This is a genomic window from Streptomyces sp. NPDC004721, assembly GCF_053601495.1.
This window is the reverse complement of record NZ_JBSGBZ010000003.1, coordinates 192,386-207,850: the sequence shown is the minus strand read 5'-3', so window position 1 is coordinate 207,850 and position 15,465 is coordinate 192,386. Positions and strand designations below refer to the sequence as shown.

At 73.4% G+C, this 15,465-nt stretch carries 13 protein-coding genes; 8 read left to right on the top strand and 5 right to left on the bottom strand.

All coding sequences use genetic code 11. From position 1 onward, the window contains the following. Positions 1-3 precede the first annotated feature (3 nt). From pcaG to pcaDC, 3 genes are read left to right on the top strand one after another with little or no spacing between them, the layout of a single operon-like run. On the top strand, positions 4-609 hold the full coding sequence (gene pcaG / locus ACWEK3_RS03980; RefSeq protein WP_453248868.1) for a protocatechuate 3,4-dioxygenase subunit alpha: 606 nt from the start codon (positions 4-6) through the stop codon (positions 607-609). Beyond that, positions 606-1,958, top strand: a complete 1,353-nt coding sequence (pcaB, locus tag ACWEK3_RS03975; RefSeq protein ID WP_450546334.1) for a 3-carboxy-cis,cis-muconate cycloisomerase — start codon at positions 606-608, stop codon at positions 1,956-1,958. The genes pcaG and pcaB overlap by 4 nt, the downstream gene beginning before the upstream one ends. Continuing rightward, the gene (gene pcaDC / locus ACWEK3_RS03970; RefSeq protein ID WP_453248888.1) at positions 1,958-3,070 is read left to right on the top strand and encodes a bifunctional 3-oxoadipate enol-lactonase/4-carboxymuconolactone decarboxylase PcaDC; all 1,113 of its coding nucleotides are present in this window, start codon (positions 1,958-1,960) and stop codon (positions 3,068-3,070) included. The genes pcaB and pcaDC overlap by 1 nt, the downstream gene beginning before the upstream one ends. Before the next feature lie 218 nt (positions 3,071-3,288). Here the strand turns inward: pcaDC and ACWEK3_RS03965 are convergent, their stop codons facing one another. Then, the gene (locus ACWEK3_RS03965; protein ID WP_453248867.1) at positions 3,289-5,979 is read right to left on the bottom strand and encodes an ATP-binding protein; all 2,691 of its coding nucleotides are present in this window, start codon (positions 5,977-5,979) and stop codon (positions 3,289-3,291) included. Positions 5,980-6,163: 184 nt separating this feature from the next. Here ACWEK3_RS03965 and ACWEK3_RS03960 point away from each other — a divergent pair, with 184 nt between their 5' ends. Continuing rightward, positions 6,164-7,225, top strand: coding sequence for a DUF2510 domain-containing protein (locus tag ACWEK3_RS03960; RefSeq protein WP_450546330.1), 1,062 nt, complete (start codon positions 6,164-6,166; stop codon positions 7,223-7,225). Positions 7,226-7,345: 120 nt separating this feature from the next. Here ACWEK3_RS03960 and ACWEK3_RS03955 read toward each other — a convergent pair whose 3' ends face one another. Further along, positions 7,346-7,987, bottom strand: a complete 642-nt coding sequence (locus ACWEK3_RS03955) for a TetR/AcrR family transcriptional regulator (RefSeq protein WP_450546328.1) — start codon at positions 7,985-7,987, stop codon at positions 7,346-7,348. A 318-nt stretch (positions 7,988-8,305) separates the two neighbouring features. On the opposite strand from ACWEK3_RS03955, the gene ACWEK3_RS03950 reads away from it, so the two are divergent. Further along, the gene (locus ACWEK3_RS03950) at positions 8,306-9,286 is read left to right on the top strand and encodes a hypothetical protein (RefSeq protein WP_453248866.1); all 981 of its coding nucleotides are present in this window, start codon (positions 8,306-8,308) and stop codon (positions 9,284-9,286) included. A gap of 7 nt (positions 9,287-9,293) precedes the next feature. On the opposite strand, the gene ACWEK3_RS03945 is transcribed toward ACWEK3_RS03950, so the two are convergent. Next, on the bottom strand, positions 9,294-10,115 hold the full coding sequence (locus tag ACWEK3_RS03945; protein WP_450546325.1) for a phospholipid scramblase-related protein: 822 nt from the start codon (positions 10,113-10,115) through the stop codon (positions 9,294-9,296). 203 nt (positions 10,116-10,318) lie between these two features. Here ACWEK3_RS03945 and ACWEK3_RS03940 point away from each other — a divergent pair, with 203 nt between their 5' ends. Beyond that, the gene (locus tag ACWEK3_RS03940) at positions 10,319-11,350 is read left to right on the top strand and encodes an LAETG motif-containing sortase-dependent surface protein (RefSeq protein WP_453248865.1); all 1,032 of its coding nucleotides are present in this window, start codon (positions 10,319-10,321) and stop codon (positions 11,348-11,350) included. A 123-nt stretch (positions 11,351-11,473) separates the two neighbouring features. Here the strand turns inward: ACWEK3_RS03940 and ACWEK3_RS03935 are convergent, their stop codons facing one another. Together ACWEK3_RS03935 and ACWEK3_RS03930 are read right to left on the bottom strand one after the other, a co-directional pair. Continuing rightward, positions 11,474-13,024, bottom strand: coding sequence for an LCP family protein (locus ACWEK3_RS03935; protein ID WP_453248864.1), 1,551 nt, complete (start codon positions 13,022-13,024; stop codon positions 11,474-11,476). Positions 13,025-13,171: 147 nt separating this feature from the next. After that, a complete protein-coding gene (locus tag ACWEK3_RS03930; RefSeq protein ID WP_361410298.1) occupies positions 13,172-13,405 on the bottom strand; it encodes a hypothetical protein in 234 nt (77 codons plus the stop codon). Between the two features lie 147 nt (positions 13,406-13,552). On the opposite strand from ACWEK3_RS03930, the gene ACWEK3_RS03925 reads away from it, so the two are divergent. Both ACWEK3_RS03925 and ftsW read left to right on the top strand, forming a co-directional pair. Continuing rightward, the gene (locus tag ACWEK3_RS03925) at positions 13,553-13,939 is read left to right on the top strand and encodes a hypothetical protein (protein WP_453248863.1); all 387 of its coding nucleotides are present in this window, start codon (positions 13,553-13,555) and stop codon (positions 13,937-13,939) included. Between the two features lie 146 nt (positions 13,940-14,085). Further along, positions 14,086-15,456: a putative lipid II flippase FtsW gene (gene ftsW, locus ACWEK3_RS03920; protein WP_450538514.1), complete on the top strand. Its 1,371-nt coding sequence runs from the start codon at positions 14,086-14,088 to the stop codon at positions 15,454-15,456. Positions 15,457-15,465: the final 9 nt, after the last annotated feature.

Sequence of the window (15,465 nt, the reverse complement as noted above, 5' to 3'; positions counted from 1 at the left end):
GCCATGACGAAGATCGACACGAGCAGCCCCGAGAACGTGCTGCCCACTCCGTCGCACACGGTGGGCCCCTTCTACGGCTACGCGCTCCCCTTCCGCGGCGGCGAGGAGATCGCGCCCCTGGGGCACCCGGACACGGTCACCGTGCACGGGTACGTGTACGACGGCGAGGGGCGGCCCCTGCCGGACGCCCTGGTGGAGGTGTGGGGGCCCGACCCGGACGGCAACCTGCCGGCCGTGGACGGCTCGATGCGGCGCGACCCGGCCTCCGGCGACCACCTCGGCCGCAACGGGGTCGAGTTCACCGGCTTCGGCCGCATCCAGACCGACGTCGACGGCCACTGGTACGTGCGGACGCTGCGGCCCGGCGCGCGCGGACGGAACGCCCCCTACCTCAGCGTGTGCGTGTTCGCCCGCGGACTGCTCGTGCATCTGTTCACCCGGATCTACCTGCCCGGCGACGAGGCCGCGCTGGCCTCCGACCCGCTGCTCACCCAGGTGGACGAGGAGCGGCGCGGCACGCTGATCGCCGCGCGGGAGGACAGTGGGGCATACCGTTTCGACATCCGCCTTCAGGGCGAGGGCGAGACGGTCTTCCTGGAGTTCCGGTGACACCACCTGCCGCTGTTCCCGCCGCCGTCGGTCTCGACGTCGGTCTGCTCGGTCCGGGCTGGGCCGGCTCCCCCGCCGCGTCCGCGACGAGCGACTCCGCCTATCTGCGGGCCCTGCTCGACGCGGAGGCGGCGCTCACCCGGGCCCAGGCCGCGCTCGGCCTCGTCCCGGCCCGGGCGGCCGAGGCGGTGACCCGGGCGGCCGTTCCGGACCGTTTCGACGTGCGCGCGCTCGCGGAGCGCGCCCGCGGCGGCGGAAACCCGGTCATCCCGCTGGTCGCCGACCTCACCGAGGCCGTGGGCGAGGAGTACGGCCCCTGCGTCCACCGGGGCGCGACCAGCCAGGACATCATGGACACGGCGACGATGCTGGTCGCCGTGCGGACCCTGGACCTGGTCCTCGCCGACCTGGCCCGCACCGAACAGGCGCTGGCCCGGACGGCCGCCGCCCACCGTGACACGGCGATGCCGGGCCGGACGCTGACCCAGCACGCCGTGCCGACGACGTTCGGCCTGAAGGCGGCCGGGTGGAGGTCCCTGGTGCTGGACGCCCGGGACCGCCTGACCCGGGTGCGGAACTCCCTGCCCGTCCAACTCGGCGGCGCGGCGGGGACCTTGGCGGCCTTCGCCGCGTACGGCGCCGAGGACCCGACCGCGCTCGTCACCGCGTACGCCCGTGAACTGGGCCTGTGCGAGCCACTGTTGCCGTGGCACACGCTGCGCACCCCGGTCGCCGACCTCGCCGGATGCCTCGCCTTCGCCGCCGGGGCGCTGGGCAAGATCGCCGTGGACGTGCTGGTCCTGACCCGCACGGAGACCGCCGAACTCGCCGAGGGCAACGGCGGCGGTTCCTCCGCCATGCCGCACAAGGCGAACCCCGTGCGGTCCACGCTGGTCGCGGCCGCCGCCCGGCGTGCGCCGCAACTCGCGGCCACCCTCTACGGGTCACTGGCGGCGCAGGACGAACGGCCGCCCGGCGCCTGGCACGCCGAGTGGGAGCCGCTGCGGGAGCTGCTGCGGCTCGTCGGCGGCGCGGCCCGCGACGCGGCGGAGCTGTCCGAGGGGCTGCGGGTGGACGCGGACGCGATGCGCGCCCATCTCGGGCTGACCCACGGGCTGATCGTCTCCGAGCGGCTGTCGGCCGAACTGGCCCCGCTGCTCGGCCGTGCCCGGGCGAAGGAGCTGCTCACCGAACTCGCCCGGCGCACCTACACCGAGAACCGGAGCCTCCAGGAACTCCTCTCGGAACAGCCCGAGTTGAAGGACATTGACCTGGCCGAGCTCACCGACCCGGCCCGTTACACCGGCTCCGCCGGAGCCCTCACCGACCGTGCCCTGGAGCGACGTTGATCCTGCACCACCTTCTCGAAGGCCCCGCCTCCGCTCCCCCGTTGCTGCTCGGGCCGTCCCTCGGCACGTCGTACGCGCTGTGGGACAAGGTCGCGCCCGAGCTGGCGATCTCCCACCGGGTGGTCCGCTGGGACCTGCCCGGGCACGGGGGTTCGCCGGCCGGGCTGATCGGGCCCGGCGCGACCGTCGGCGACCTCGCCGGCCTGGTGCTGGCGCTCGCCGACTCGCTCGGCATCGAACGGTTCGCGTACGCCGGGGTGTCGCTGGGCGGTGCGGTGGGTCTGCACCTCGCCGTGCACCACCCCGAACGCGTCGACTCGCTCGCCGTCATCTGCTCGTCGGCCCACTTCAACGGCGCCAAGGCGTGGCAGGAGCGGGCCGAGCGGGTCCGGCGGGACGGGCTGGACTGGCTGGTCGAGAGCGCCGACGCCCGGTGGTTCGCCGGTGACTTCACCGTGCCGGAGCTGGTCCGGGACCACCAGGAGGCCGACCCGGAGGCATACGCCGCCTGCTGCGACGCGCTGGCCGCCTTCGATCTGACCGACCTGCTGCCTCGGATCGGCACGCGCACGCTGCTCGTCGCGGGCCGCGAGGATCCGGCCACCCCGCCCGCGCATCTGCGGCAGATCGCCGACGCGGTGCCCGGCTCGGCGCTGGTGGAGATCCCCGGCGCCTCGCACCTGGCGCCGGCGCAGTGCCCCGAGGCGGTCCTCGCGGCGCTGCGCACCCACCTCGACGGCGCTCCCCGGCGGGGTATGGAGGTGCGCCGCGAGGTGCTCGGCGACGCGCACGTCGACCGGGCGCAGGCCCGGCAGACCCCGTTCACGGCTCGCTTCCAGGACTTCATCTCCCGCTACGCCTGGGGCGAGATCTGGACCGACCCGACGCTGAGCCGCCGCGAGCGCAGCCTGATCACCCTGACGGCGCTGATCGCACACGGCCACTACGACGAACTGGCCATGCACGTACGGGCGGCCCGCCGCAACGGCCTCACCCCCGAGGAGATCGGCGCGGCGCTGCTCCAGAGCGCCGTGTACTGCGGGGTCCCGGCGGCGAACTCGGCGTTCGCGGTGGCCCAGCGGGTGCTGGAGGAGGAATCCGGGGAGAAGTGACGAAAGGTAACGACGGGTGGCGAACAGTAACGACGAGTGACCCGACGGGCCCTGGCGCCCTCGGCGGCCCGCACCGTCGGTCGCCGACGCGAGCGCGGACGCCGACGGCCGCCAGGCCGGCTCCCGGCTCCCGGGTGTGAACCAGGGCCCGTCCGGCGGACCGAGTCGCAGGACAGCGACAGTCGCCGTCGGCCCAAGCATGGTCCGCCGGCCGGGCCCTACTTCGGGGCCCGGCCCACTCCGTGTTCCGACTCCAGCAGACGCGCCGCCTGTTCCGCCAGGCCGTCCGCGCCGCACGAGCGCGCCAGTGCCAGGCCCCGGCCGAGCTCGGCGGCCGAGCGCGAGACGATGCCGAACTCGACGCGGGCGACGGCGTGTTCGTACTGGCAGGGAGAGGCCTCCAGGTAGGTGACGGCCTGCGCGGCCAGCCGGACCGCGCGCTGGCCGCGCTCCAGGGCCGCGGCGCAGCGCAGGGCCTCTCCTATGGCGGTGTCGGTGCCGAACCGCTCGGCCTGGCGGCGGAGGTCGGCGACGAGCCGGCCCGCCCGCTCGGGGTCCTCGGTGGCGAGCGCACGGGCCAGGTCGGCCGCCCAGGGCACCGTCACCGGGTTCTGGTGGCCGCGGGCGGCCGCCGCCTTCCCGGCCGCCTCCAGTTCGCTGACGGCGTCCTCGGTGCGGCCGAGGGCCAGCAGCAGCCGGCCGCGCACGCTGTGCGGATCGGGCAGCACGATGGTGGACGGGTAGGGCGGGGCGAAGGCGTGCTGCTCGGCGACCTCCCAGGCCTGCCCGACATGGCCGCGGGCGAGCAGGGTGTCGACGAGGTTGCAGGTCGCGGTCCAGTACAGGGGCAGTCCGCGGCCGATCCGCTCGGCCAGGCGCAGCGCTGCGCGCAGGGCCTCCTCCGCCTCCCGCAGCCGGCCGCGCCTGCGGTGCCCGAGGCCGACGTAGGCGTGGGCGAGGGCGAGGTGGCCGCCGCTCCAGCCGGCGGTCTCGTAGGCGCGCAGGGCCTCGGTGTAGAGGGTTTCGGCGCGGTCGAGGCGGTCGCAGTAGGCGTAGGAGCTGGCGAGCATCAGCAGCAGTTCGATGCCCCACTCGGTGTCGGTCCAGCCGAGTCCGGGGGCGAGGCGGCCGTTGACGAGTGCCCGGTCGCACATCTCGACGACCTCCTCGGCGCTCTCGCCGCGGGTCATGGCGTCGAAGCCGCGCAGGATCAGCAGGGCGCGCTCGGAGTTGTCGCGTCCGGTGCAGCCGGCGGCGAGTCCGGCGAGCTGCTCGGAGCGGTCCGGGGAGCTGGTACCGCCGGTGTACAGGCCCTCCCACATGTACTGGACCGCCTGCAACCGCATCCGGGTGGGCCCAGGTTCGTGGCGGGCGGCCTCCGCCTCGACCGTGCGGACCGCCTCCTCCAGCTGGTCGTTGTGCAGCAGGGCCTGGGACAGCCGCCACACGGCGTCCACGCGGGTGGCGCCGTCCAGGCCGGGCATGGCGAGCGCGCGTTGGAGGTGCTCGATGGTGGTGGCGGGCGCGGTCAGCAGCGTGGCGCAGCCCAGCTCGTAGAGCACGCGCGCGTGCGTTCCGGGGGTCGGCGGCTCCAGCAGGGCCCGCTCCAGGCAGCGGCGGGCCGCGTCGGACGCGCCGACGGCGAGGTGTTCGCGGGCCGCCTCGCGGAGCTGCTCGACGAGTTCCTGGTCGTCGTCCGGGTGGACCTGGAGCAGGTGCCGGGAGGCCGCGGCGGCGCCGAACCCGGAGTCGGCGACCACCTGGGCGGCGATGCCGTGCATGGCGGTGCGCAGGGCGTCCGGGATGGAGTTGTAGACGGCGGTGGCGATCAGCGGGTGCACGAACTCCAGGTCCCCGCCGCCGCCCCGGGTGCTCGCCGGGTCCGGCTCGGTGAGGATGCGGACGCGGCGCAGCAGTCCGGCGCAGCGCTCGGCGTCGTCGCGGTTCATGGTGGCCAGCCGGGCGACGAGCTCCACGGAGATGCCGGTGCCCAGGACGGCGGCGGCCCAGGCGAACCGGGTGGCGTCGATGCCGAGTTCCTCCAGGCGGGCGACGAGGCCGTGGCCGCGGGCCGAGCGGTTCAGGGGGCGCAGTTCGGCGGCCTGGGCCTCGACCGGTTCGAGTTCGCTGTCGCGCACCTTGGCGAGCAGTTCGACGGTCTCGTACGGGTTGCCGCCGGTGACCGCCCAGACCTCGCGGCAGAACGGCGCGTCGGCGTGCGGGCCGAGGGCGGTGCGGGTGAGTCCGGCGGTCGCCTCGGGGGTCAGGGCGCTCAGGGTGTGCACGCCCGCGGCGGCGACGGCCGCGTCCAGGCACCGGGCGCCCTCGCCGCCGAACTCGCCGGGCCGGCGGGTCACCACGAGCAGTACGGGCAGGTCCTCCAGGCGCTCGGCGAACGCGGCGAGCCAGCGCAGCGTCTCCACGTCGGCCCAGTGGGCGTCGTCGATCAGCAGCACCAGCGGCCACTCGCGCTCGGCCAGCCGGCGCACGGCGGCGACCAGTCCGTCGCACACGCCCTGCGGGTCGGCCTGCCCGTCCCGGGGTTCCGCGATGCCGAGGGCGGGGCCGGCGATGTGGTACCAGTCGCCGAGGTATTCGCGGGCCTCCTCGGGCATCAGCGACAGGAGCGCGGGCTGGAGCAGCTGCCGCACCACGTTGAAGGGCACGGAGCGCAGGGTCTCCCCGCCGCGCGCCGACCACACCACGCAGCCGCGTTCCCCGGCGATACGGCGGGTCTCGGTCAGCAGGGCGGTCTTGCCGAGACCGGCCTCCCCCTCCAGGACCAGCAGCCCTCCCGAGGACGCGCGGTCGGCGCACAGGACGTCGATCGCGCGTACGACGGCGGTGAGTTCCTCGTCACGCTCCCACAGCGAGCCCGAGGCGGCCGTGCCCGGCCGTACCTCCGTCATCCCGCTACCTCCCCAAGTCGCCAGACGGCATGCAGACTTCGAGCGTAGTCCCCGAGCGGCCGGCGCGGCGGCCCGTCCCGTCACCTGTTGCCTTGACGGGTGACCTGCGGTGGATGGGGCTGCGCCGGGCGCCGGACCGGGGTCCTCTCATCGGGCTTTCACCGACGCCTCATACGGTAGGCACATGACGCAGGTGACTCCTCCCGGGTGGTACCCCGACCCCGGGCAGACAAGTGACGGCCCCGCCACCGAGCGCTGGTGGGACGGCAGGGCATGGACGGACCAGACCCGTCCCGTCGGATCGGCCGCCGTGTGGGGTCCCCCGGCGCAGCAGGCGGCCCCGGGGCCGTACCCGGCCCAGCAGGCGGCCCCCGGGCCGTACCCGGCCCAGCAGGGGTATCCGGGGCATCCGGGATACCCGGGCTATCCGGCGCACCCCGGATACCCGGGGCGGCCGCCTGCCCCCGCGCGCCGCGGCCTGCGTATCGGCATCGCCGTCGCGGTGGCGGCCGCGGTGCTGGCGAGCATCGGCGTCGGCGTGTACGCGCTGGCCAACGACGTCGGCGGCAAGGACGGGCGTGCCGGGTCCCGGCAGGGGCAGGACGACCGGGGCGGCACCGGCGAGGAACGCGGCCCCTTCGGCGGCCCGGGCGGGGGCTCGGGCGACTCCGGCGGGTCCGGCGGGTCCGACGGCGGGCCGTCCGAAGCGCCGAAGATCAGGAGCGGCTCGGTGACCGACGCGGTCAGCGGCATCAGCCTGCCCGTGCCCGACGGCTGGTACGGCCAGGAGTTGGGGGTGGGCGCCCAGGTCACGTCGAACGACTCCTACAAGTGCCCCGGCGACACCTCCAAGAACTGCACCAAGGGCGGCGCCTACTCGGCTCCCGCGCTCGCGCTGCGCGTCCGCGGGAGCACGCCCGAGGAGGTCGCCAAGGCCGACATAGCGAAGAACGCCGAGGACTCCTACGGGGGCGAGGCCTACGGCGGCATAACCTCCCACCAGGTGCTGGCCTCCAAGGCGGTGACCGTGGCCGGGCAGAAGGGCTACCTGGTCCGCTGGAAGGCCGTCACCAGCAAGGGCGCCGACGGGTACGTGGAGTCCCTGGCCTTCCCCTCGCCCGCCGACTCCCGGCAGCTCGTCGTCGTCCGCTTCGGCCTCGACGTCGGGGAGCCGCAGTCCGTGATCGACGACATCACCCGGGGCATCGAGGCCTCCTCGGGCGGCGGCAACGGCCAGAGCGTCTGAGCCGTACCCGGACCCAAAGCGGCCGGGCGGGGCACCTCTCCGCTCCAGAGGTACCCCGCCCGGCCGGGGGTGCGCGCCGCCCCCGTCCCCACGGTGCGGCGCGGACAGGTCACCGCCCGGTCATCCCGGGGACGGTGGCCTGGGTCGTGAACCGAGGCCCAGTGCCGGCAGCACCGCGGCCTCCAGGAACCGGACCACGTAGTCCGGGTCGGCGTACTCCCCCTCCAGCACGGGCCGGATGCGCAGGACGCCGAACAGCTGCGCGGGCACGAACTCCAGCGCCGGGTTGTCCGCGCGGACCTCGCCGCGTTCCACCCCGCGCCGCAGGATCTCCCGCAGCGCGGCGATCTCCGGCTCGACCAGCGTCTCGCGCAGCGCCCGCTTCAGCTCGGAGTCCAGCGTGATCGCGTGCCCGAGCGCCTGGAGGAGGCGGGTGTCCCGGCCCGACCACTGGCCCGCGGCCAGCGCGACCCGCCGCAGGTCCTCGGCGAGCGAGCCCGTGTCGATGCCGGCGAAACGGCAGCGGCCGCTGGATCGCAGGGCGGCGGCCACGAACTGCGGCTTGGTCCGCCACTGCCGGTAGAGCGTGGACTTGCTGCACCGTGTGCTGGCGGCGACTCCCTCCATGGTGACGGCGTCATAGCCGTGCTCGCGGATCTGTTCGAGTACGGCGTCGAAGAACTCCTGCTCACGCTCCGGCGTGAGCTTGGAGCGGCGCGGGGCGACAACCGTCTCCGGCTCGTCCGCGGCCTGCGATGTCATCGCTGCGCTCCTCACTCGTGTCCCGGGAGTTCGGGCCCGGGCTCCGGGCCCGAACTCCCGGTGTGACGAAGGTCCATCGATACGGCAGTGTACCGGTACGCGTACGTATCGGTACACTGCCGTATCGGTACGCTCTCGTGTCGATGTACCTTACATCGACACGGGTGCGGACAGCACCACCCCACGCACCACCACGAGAGGGCCTGGCATGACATCCCGAAGCGAGGCCGCCGAAGCGGAGCCCGACGGACCGGCGCGGCGCCCGCTCGCCCACGAGTCCCGGCGGGCCGAGGGGAACACCCCGGCAGGGGCGGGCCGGTGAACGCCGCTCTGACGGCCGTCGTCCTGTCGCTGTTCTCGGCCGTCGCCTACGCGACCGCCGCGGTCGCCCAGGAACGGCTCGCCGCGCGCACCCGCGGAACGGGTGTGCGCGGACTGCTCCACGCCGGCGCCTGGTGGTGGGCCGTCGCACTGAACGGATCGGCGGCCCTGCTGCATGTGGTGGCCCTGAAGTACGGTCCGCTGACCGTGGTCCAGCCGCTCGGCGCGCTCACCCTGGTGGCCGCCGTGCCGCTGGGGGCGCGGATGGCCGGGCGGCGGGTCGCGGCGGCCGAGTGGCGGGGCACCGCGTGCACGCTGCTCGGACTGGCCGCCCTGCTCCTCGCCGCTTCCGGGCCGGCCCCGGTACGCGTGCTGAGCCCCGTCGAGGCACTGTCGGTGGCGAGTGCCACGGCCGTTCTGATCGGGGCGCTGTCACGGCCCGGGGCGCGGCCGGGCCTGCGGCACGCGACCGCGTCGGGGGTCGCCTCGGGCGTGGCCTCCGCGCTCACCCAGACGGTGACGGTGGCCGCCACGGACCACTCCGGCCCCCTGCTCAGCGCCCGCGTCATCATGGTGGCGCTACTCGTCGCGGCTTTCGCGACCGGTGGCCTGCTGCTGTCGCAGACCGCCTACCGGGACGGGCTCGGCGCTCCGCTCGCCGTACTGACGCTGACCAACCCGGCGGCGGCCGCGCTGATCGGACTCACCCTGCTGGGCCAGGGACTGAGGGGCGGCGCGACGGGCGTGCTGCTGGCGTCGGCGGGCGCGGCCCTCGCCTCCTGGGGGGTCGTGGCGCTCTCGCGGGCGACCCCGCGACCCACGGACGCCAACCCGGTACCCGGCCCGCAGCACATCGGACAGGGCGGCGTCCCGGACCATCCCGTGGCGGCCGTGCTCGCCCTGGAGACGGATCCGCCCGCCCAGGAACCTGCGCTGCCGTCCCAGCCGTTGGGGCCGGGACACCTCACCCCGTTGTGACCGGCGGTCAGTTCCAGCCGCGCGAGTCCTGCTTGAGCGCCGTGTCGACGGTCAGCGCCGTGGCGACCACCAGGCTCAGCAACGGCTCGGGCAGCTGGTAGTGGATCTGCAGGACGTAGTTGTCGGCGGTCGTGAACATCGTCTTGGCCAGGCCCTCCCAGGTCTTGGTGATCCGGGCGACCTCGTTGTCGGCGTGGTCGACGATGGCGAAGTTCCAGGCGCGCCAGTTCTCCGCCTTGATCGCGCCGACCTGCTGCCCGTTCGCGTTCATCGCGAAGTTGATCTTGCCGAAGACGTTCTGCTGGACGATCTCGCCGATCTCCGAGCCGTCCGGACGGGACACCACCACCCTCGACTTGAAGACCTTCGCCGGCCGGGTGAGCACCAACTGGGGTGTGCCGTAGGCGTCGCGGATCTCGAGCCTGTGCGTCATGAACTGGTCGAGGCTGGAGACGAAACGCATCGCCTTCTTCAGCGCGCTCTGCCCGATCTCGGTGACCGTGCCGATCCGGTTGCCGTGCTGGTCGAAGACCTCGTACTCGTTGGTCAGCTCGATCAGTTTGGCCTTCTGGTTCACCACGAGCACCGGCTCGCTGAACAGCGAGCCGCCGCCCTGGACGCCCGGAGCGACCCCGGCCTGGTGCTGGACCTGCTGCTGCACACGCAGGTCGGGGGCGGCCTGCTGCGGCGGCACCTGCTGCGCGACGTGGGCCTGCTGGTCGACGTGGGTGTGCTCCGTCCACTGGGCGCCGTCCCAGTAACGCAGCGTCTGGGCCGCTCCGTGCGGATCCGGGTACCAACCTGCCGGTGTGCTCGAATACGTACTCACCGGCGCACACTACCGCCGGGCAGGCGGAACCCATGCGCGCGAGTGACGCACGCCACACATTGACCTGCGGATTTCTGGGCAACCCTTTGCGGCCCTCGGCGATCTCCCTTGCGAATACATTGGTCACTTAGTTTTTCGAGGTTCGCATGAAGATTCGCCGCTCTCTGGCGCTCGCAGCAGCCACGGCAGCCATCACACCCGCTGTGCTTCTTGCGGCCCCCGCCGCCTTCGCCACGGAGTCTCCGACCCCGACGGTCACCGAGACGACCGAGGACGGCTCCACCGCCGCCGGCGAGGAGCCCGGCGCCACCACCGAGGAGCCCGCGGGCACCGACAACCAGACCCCCGAGACCGAGGGCCAGCCGAACGGCACCGACGGCCAGGCCACGGACGACATCAAGAAGTCGGACGGCACGGACGCGAAGTCCGACACCACCAAGGACGGGTCCGACTCGAAGGACGAGGGCACCACCGACAAGAAGCCGGCCACCCCCACCCCCAGCGCCTCGCCGTCCGAGACGCCGGGCCCCCAGGCGTGCAAGGAGGGCAAGAAGCAGAAGCAGGACAAGAACCTGCGCACCAGCCTGACCGGCCTGCCCTCGAAGGTCGTCGCGGGCAGCGGGTTCCACAACTTCAAGCTGAACGTCACGAACTCCGGCGACAACTCCTACAAGCGCGTCGACATGGGCGTGTTCGCGGCCCTGGTCGGGGAGAAGGAGTTCACCGACGAGAGCAGACACCTCACCCTGCAGTTCAAGGACCCGGTCACCGGCACGTGGGAGAACATCTCCCTGGACGAGAAGGATGACGCCATCGGCTACGTCGGCTACACCGACGTCAAGCCGAAGGAGTCCTTCTCCATCGACCTGCGGCTGAACGTGGACAAGAAGGCCCCGGCCGGCATGGGCGTCGCCATCTCCATCGGCATGTACGCCGACGACAAGGGCAACTGCGTCTACGCCTCCGACGACGACTTCTACCTGTTCGACGTCCTCGCGGCCGGCACCAGCGCGGGCAAGCCCACCGACGCCAAGCCGCAGGGCGGCAGGAAGCCGCTGCCCGCCAAGCCCGCCGGCGACAAGCAGATCGTCCCGCAGGGCCACCTCGCCGAGACCGGCTCCAACTCGGCGCTGCCGATGATCGCGGTGGCGGGCGGCGCCGCGGTCGCCGTCGGCGCGGGCGCCGTGTTCGTCGTGCGTCGCCGCAAGGCCGGCAGCGGCGCTGCCACGGCCTGATTCGCGTCCCTGACGCGCTGAAACACGAGGGCCGCACCCGCAAGAGCGGGTGCGGCCCTTCGCCGTCGGCGGTCGGCTGCCGACCGCGCCGGGCGGACAGAGCGCCGCGCCGGCGCGTCCGCCCTACCCGTAGGACAAGTTGGAGCACAGGTCGTCGTCGGCCGAGCGGGCGTCCGCCGCCACCGACGAGGGCACGGAGGTCGGCGCGGCCGAGGCGCCGTCCGCGGCGGCCGTGAAGTCCTCGCCCAGCACCACGTTGACGCCCGGGCCGGTCAGGGCCTGGAGTTCGGCCCCGGGGAAGAGCTTGGCGACCTTCTCGGCCTCGGCCTGCCGGCCGGGACCGTACTGGATGAGGGTGGTGGCGTGGTTCTGGCTGCCCGCGTTCCCGGTGCCGGTGACGGTGAAGCCGCGGCCGGTGAGGACGGAGGCGCCGCGGATGGCGAGGCCGGTGTTGGTGGTGCCGTTGTAGACACCCACGTCGATGCCCTTCCCCAAGTCGTGCTGACCGGCGTCCGGGGATGCGGAGGCACCCGCCTTGCCCTTCTTGTTCTTCTTGCCGCCGGCGTCCTTGCCGTCGATGGTGCGGTCGGCCCTGAGCGCGGCCCACAGTTCGGAGGCGTCCGGCTCCACGATGGCGACCCGCGCACCCTCATAGCGCCACGGGATGGTGACGAACTTGGTGTTGTGCAGGTCAACGTCCTTCAGCGACATCGCGAAGGACAGCAGCTTGTCGGCCGAGCCCAGACCGGGGTCCACGGTGAGCGACTTGGTGGCGGCATCGGCGAGGGGGAACAGCTTGGTCGGGGTGAACCCGTCGGCCTTGACCTTCTTGATGAGGCTGGCGACGAACGCCTGTTGGCGCTTGATCCGGCCTATGTCGGAGCCGTCGCCGATGCCGTGCCGGATGCGGACCCAGTCCAGCGCCTGTTTCCCGGAGACCTTCTGCTCGCCCTTGCTGAACAGCAGCGAGCCGCGGGTGGCCCGGTTGGGGTTGAGGTCCTTCTGGTAGATGTCCTGCGGCACGCACACCGGCACCCCGCCCACCACGTTGGTGAGCGCGGCGAATCCCTGGAAGTCGACGACGACGGTGTGGTCCACGCGCAGCCCGGTGAGGTGCTCGACGGTGTTCTGGCTGCAGGCGGGGTTGCCCTCGGCGGTGTTGCCCACGGAGTACGCGGCGTTGAACATCGTGTTCGGCTGCGGCTCGGTCCAGCCGCCGTCGGGGAGCTTGCAGGGCGGAATGGTGACCAGGGTGTCCCGGGGGATGGACACGGCGAGGGCGTGCCGGTGGTCGGCGTAGACGTGCAGCAGGAACGCGGTGTCGGAGCGGCCGATGTCGTCCTTGCTGCCGCCACCGAGGGCGTCGTTGCCGCCCACGCGCGCGTCGGAGCCGATGACCAGGACGTTCTCACCCTTGGACGAGCCGGCCTCGGGCCGGTCGCTGGACAGGCCGTCGGCGCCGAAGGTGTTGATGTTGCCGTTGAGCTTCAGATAGAGCCAGCCCAGACCCGCCGTGCCGAGCACCACCAGGGACAGCGCCATGACGAGGGTCGTCCGTGCGCGCGTGCGTCCGCCGCGGCCGCCGGAGGCGCGGCGGCGGGAACCGCCCCGGCGCTGGGGCGGGACGCCCCTGCTCCGGCGGCGCGAAGGAGCGGTCCTGTGGCTGGTCGTCATGCGCGCACCCTCATCCGTCGTACTCGTGCAGAGGGGACGGCTGGCCCCACCCAATGGTTGTACGGTTGCGCAATGTAGCAACAGTTGACGAGAGGACTCCGCAACGGGGTGCACGACCGGCCCGCACCCCCGATCCGGCGATACCGGTCAGGGGCTGGCCACGTCGAAGCCGTACCGCAGGGGCTCGCCCTTCACGCGCACGTCGCGGCGGTAGACGTACACCGCCTCCACGTGCACGCCGCCCCGCGGCGCCTCCGCCTGGCAAGGGAACGACACCTGAAGCACCCACGGCCGCCCGGCGACCTTGACCCGCATCCCGTCGGCCGGCCCGCCCACGAGCACCGCGGCCTCCTGCCCCATCACGCCACCACCAGATTCCATGGGGACAGTTTAAGGGTTGCGCAATTGTTGACCCGAGGAGATCTCCCGCCCGCCGGGGCTACGGGGCAGGGAGCCGGCGGGCCCGTAATCCGCCATCACCCTTGCCCCGCTGGCTAATTGGGGACCTGACCGGGGAAGATGGACGGCGTGAGCCATCCTGCCGACATCGTCATGGTCTTCGACCGGGACGAGGAACTTGCCGTCTTCCCCTCACTCCGGGCCGCGGAGGACGGGCTGGAGGCCATGGACGTGACGGACGGGGAGTACACGGCCTTCACCGTCGAGGGGCGCCTCGTCGACCTGCGCGCCCCGGACGGCGAGGAAGGCCTGGTCCTGGCCGCGCGGACCGAGGAGGACGGCCGGGAGGATCTGGAGCGCCCTCTGGCCCGCTTCTGGGCCCGCCGCCCCGGCCGCGCCCCACTGGACCCCGAGGGCACCGCCCGCCTCCTGCTGGAGGGCGGGCCACGGGCCTCGGGCCGCGGACCACGCCGGCCCTGGAACCCGTTCCGGCGCGGTCGCGCGCCGCGCTCCTGACGGGACGGCGGACGACCACGATGACAGCACGTTCCGCGCGGCCGGGGCCGCGGGCGCATTCACGAGTGCCGCGAAACGGCGATTCGGCACCGGCACCGGAGCGCCGCGCCCAGGGGGACCGCTCCCGCCGCTCTACGGTTGCGCACATGCGCAATTCACAGAGTGTCCGCGCGGAGAAGCGCGTGCCGGGCACCCAGGGCGCCCCGGCGGCACGTGGACGCCGACAGGCCCCGCCGCGGGCCCCGGAACCGGCGGGCCGGCCGCGCGGCGGGCGTGCGAGACGGGTGCCCGACCCCACCGCGCTCCCGCGCCGCGCCCTCGCGCGGCTGCGGCGGGCCTGGGACCGGCCACTCACCGGCTACTACCTGGTGGCGGGCAGTGCGGCGCTGATCGCCGGCCTGGGGCTGGTGATGGTGTTCTCCTCCTCGCAGATCGAGGCGCTGCGCTCCGGCCTGCCGCCGACCTACTATCTGCGCCGGCAGATCATGGCCGCGGTGATCGGCGCGGCGCTGGCGGTGCCGGCCGCCCGCATGTCGGTGAAGACGCACCGGTGGCTGGCCTATCCGCTGCTGGCCGGGTCCGTGCTGCTGCTGGCGCTGGTGCAGGTACCGGGGCTGGGGCGGACCGTCAACGGCAACACCAACTGGCTGGACCTGGGCGGGCCGTTCGTGCTCCAGCCCAGCGAGTTCGCGAAGGTCGCGTTCATCGTGTGGGGCGCGGACCTGCTGGCCCGCAAGCAGCAGCACAAACTGCTGGGCCAGTGGAAGCACCTGCTCGTGCCGCTCGCGCCCGGTGCCCTGCTGCTGCTGGGACTGATGATGCTCGGCGGGGACATGGGGACCGCGGTCATCCTGTGCGCCGTGCTGTTCGGTCTGCTGTGGCTGGCCGGTGCGCCGCTGCGGCTCTTCGGGGCCGCCCTGACGGGCACGGCGCTCCTGGCCACCGTACTGATCATGACCGCCCCGCACCGGGTGTCCCGGTTCGCCTGCCTCGGCGCGAGCGACCCGGGCCCGAACGACCAGTGCTGGCAGGTGGTGCACGGCCTGTACGCGCTGTCGACGGGCGGCCTGTTCGGCAACGGAATCGGCGCCAGCGTGGAGAAGTGGGGCCAACTGCCCGAGCCGCACACCGACTTCATCTTCGCCGTCACCGGGGAGGAACTGGGTCTGTTCGGCACCCTGTCCGTACTGGCCCTGTTCGCCGCGCTGTTCGCGGGCGGCCTGCGCATCGCCACCCGCCGCAACGACCCGTTCGTCCGCCTGGCGGCCGGCGGCATCGTCACCTGGCTCGCGGCGCAGACCTTCATCAACCTCGGCGGCGTCCTGGGGCTGGTGCCCGTCGCGGGCGTGCCCCTGCCGCTGTTCTCCTACGGCGGCAGCTCGCTGATCGCCACCCTGTACGCGGTGGGGATCCTGCTCGCCGCGGCCCGCGGCGAACCGGCCGTGCGTACGGCGCTGGAAGGACGTTGGCGCCGGATTCGCTCGACTCTGCCGCGCCGCCCCGGGCGCCGCCGCTGAGGCTCTGGG

Excerpts from the sequence above, each read along its gene's own strand:
- pcaG (WP_453248868.1), top strand. The coding sequence starts at position 4 with ATGACGAAGATCGACACGAGCAGCCCCGAGAACGTGCTGCCCACTCCG.
- ACWEK3_RS03965 (WP_453248867.1), bottom strand. The coding sequence starts at position 5,979 with ATGACGGAGGTACGGCCGGGCACGGCCGCCTCGGGCTCGCTGTGGGAG.
- ACWEK3_RS03960 (WP_450546330.1), top strand. The coding sequence starts at position 6,164 with ATGACGCAGGTGACTCCTCCCGGGTGGTACCCCGACCCCGGGCAGACA.
- ACWEK3_RS03955 (WP_450546328.1), bottom strand. The coding sequence starts at position 7,987 with ATGACATCGCAGGCCGCGGACGAGCCGGAGACGGTTGTCGCCCCGCGC.
- ACWEK3_RS03935 (WP_453248864.1), bottom strand. The coding sequence starts at position 13,024 with ATGACGACCAGCCACAGGACCGCTCCTTCGCGCCGCCGGAGCAGGGGC.
- ACWEK3_RS03930 (WP_361410298.1), bottom strand. The coding sequence starts at position 13,405 with ATGGAATCTGGTGGTGGCGTGATGGGGCAGGAGGCCGCGGTGCTCGTG.
- ftsW (WP_450538514.1), top strand. The coding sequence starts at position 14,086 with ATGCGCAATTCACAGAGTGTCCGCGCGGAGAAGCGCGTGCCGGGCACC.